This is a genomic window from Velocimicrobium porci (genome assembly GCF_009696045.1).
GTDB classification, from domain to species: Bacteria; Bacillota; Clostridia; order Lachnospirales; family Lachnospiraceae; genus Velocimicrobium; species Velocimicrobium porci.
Genome location: NZ_VUMT01000061.1, coordinates 1 through 2,175, shown reverse-complemented (window position 1 = coordinate 2,175; position 2,175 = coordinate 1). Strand labels below are relative to the sequence as shown.

Sequence of the window (2,175 nt, the reverse complement as noted above, 5' to 3'; positions counted from 1 at the left end):
TATAAAGTTATACTTAAATATGTACAATAAATATTAAATAAGAATGTACAAATGTTATGATATATGAGTTACAAGGAGGAACTCATATGATATTAAATAATCGGATCATAACAAATATAAAAATAGAAAGTGTCAATGACCTGTACAAATTAAAACCATTTTTGGAGGATGGAACATTGAAAATTAATAAAAGTCAAATAGCAAGAGAATTGGATGTTGACAGACGTACCGTTCATAAATATATAAACGGATATACAAAACCAGAAACAAGGAACTGCAATGACTGCATTACACCATTTTATGATATTATAGCTGAATTATTATCCGACAGAAATCAACAGGTGTTTTACTACAGAAAAGTTTTATGGCAATATCTTGTAGATAATCATGGCTTTACAGGTGTTTATTGTAACTTCTGCCATTGCCTTAGAAAGTATCCTGAATTCGATTCCTATTTCAGAAAAGGCAGACCTTCCAACACTAATAAAGTAACCATTCGATATGAAACGCCTATGGGTAAGCAGGCTCAGCTGGATTGGAAAGAGTCGATTCCATTTACTCTTTCTTCTGGAGAAACTTTAGATATAAATGTTTTTGTTCTATTGCTTTCGTATTCAAGATTCAGGGTATACAGAGTTTCCCTTTCCAAAACGCAGGATATACTCTTCTCGTTTCTTGATGATGCATTTGAAACATTTGATGGTGTACCAGATGAAATAGTTACAGATAACATGAAAACGGTTATGGATGAAGCAAGAACAGAATACGCTGCCGGTAAAATAAATAATAAGTTTCAGCAATTCGCTGATGATTATGGTTTTAAAGTTAAACCGTGCATTGCAGGGCATCCACATACAAAGGCCAAAGTTGAGGCTCCAATGAAGATACTTGATGAAATAAGGGCTTATAATGGAAAATTAAATTACCGGGAATTGATTGAATTAGTAACAAGAATTAATAATCGTGTTAATGCACAGGTAAACCAGGGAACAGGAAGAATTCCGTTCATGTATTTTAACAAAGAAAAGACTTTCTTAAACAGTCTGCCTGCTGATAGCATAAGAAAGTCTTATCAAATCACCACAAATACCGTAAAAGTCAACCATTCAAGCATGTTTTACTACAAAGGATGCCAGTACTCTGTCCCACCAGAGTATGTCGGAAAGATTGTTTCTTTACAAGTATATGATGGTTATATCCATGTGTATTATAACACAGAATTTATAACCATTCATCAACTAAGTCTAAAAAAATTAAATTATATTTCGGAACATTATGCTGCAATCGCCAGAAAATCCCATATTTTCAAAGACGAACACATAATGGACAGAGCAAAAGAAAATCTTGAGATTATCGGAAAGGTTTATGATTATGAGTAACAGTACATACAATCAGTTAACAGCAAATTTGGAGTTGTTGAAATTATCCCAGATGAAACTCCATCTAGATGAAATAAGAGATTTTGTAACAACAAATGGATTATCCTTTACGGAGGGGCTGTTAAAGCTCAGTAATTATGAAGTGGATTTTAAAGAACAAAACGCTTCACGATCTATGATAAAAGCCGCAGCATTTCCATTTGTAAAAGAACTTAAAGATTATGACTTTGGATTTCAACCAAGTGTGAATGAACAGGAAATGAGAGAGCTGGCAAGTCTTGGTTTTCTCGAAAAGAATGAAAATATAGTATTTCTTGGACCGAGTGGAGTCGGAAAGACGCATCTTGCAACCTCCATCGGTATTGCAGCCGCAAAAAAAAGAGTAAGCACATATTTTATAAAGTGCAATGATCTGCTTCAACAGCTAAAGCGAGCAAAACTGGAAAATAGACTTGATGCAAGATTCAAGCATTTTTGTCATTATCGACTGCTTATCATTGACGAGTTGGGATATCTGCCTATTGATAAAGAAGATTCTAATCTGTTTTTTCAGCTTATAGATATGCGATATGAAAAGAAAAGCACAATATTAACAACAAATATGAATTTTAATGAATGGGATAGTGTATTTTTTGATGCAGTTGTTGCAAATGCCATTATGGACAGAGTTCTACATCATGCACATGTAATACCAATATCAGGAAAATCATACAGGTTAAAAGATCACTTAAAACAGACAGACTAATTGTACATTTTTATATCATATTTTTTGTACATTAGGTCTTGACATTTTATA

General features: G+C 33.1%; 2 protein-coding genes. Both read left to right on the top strand.

The window, feature by feature from the left end:
• Positions 1-86 precede the first annotated feature (86 nt).
• A complete protein-coding gene (gene istA, locus FYJ58_RS14585; protein ID WP_154520391.1) occupies positions 87-1,379 on the top strand; it encodes an IS21 family transposase in 1,293 nt (430 codons plus the stop codon).
• A complete protein-coding gene (gene istB / locus FYJ58_RS14580; RefSeq protein ID WP_154520390.1) occupies positions 1,372-2,124 on the top strand; it encodes an IS21-like element helper ATPase IstB in 753 nt (250 codons plus the stop codon). Before istA ends, istB begins: the two co-directional genes overlap by 8 nt.
• Positions 2,125-2,175 lie beyond the last annotated feature (51 nt).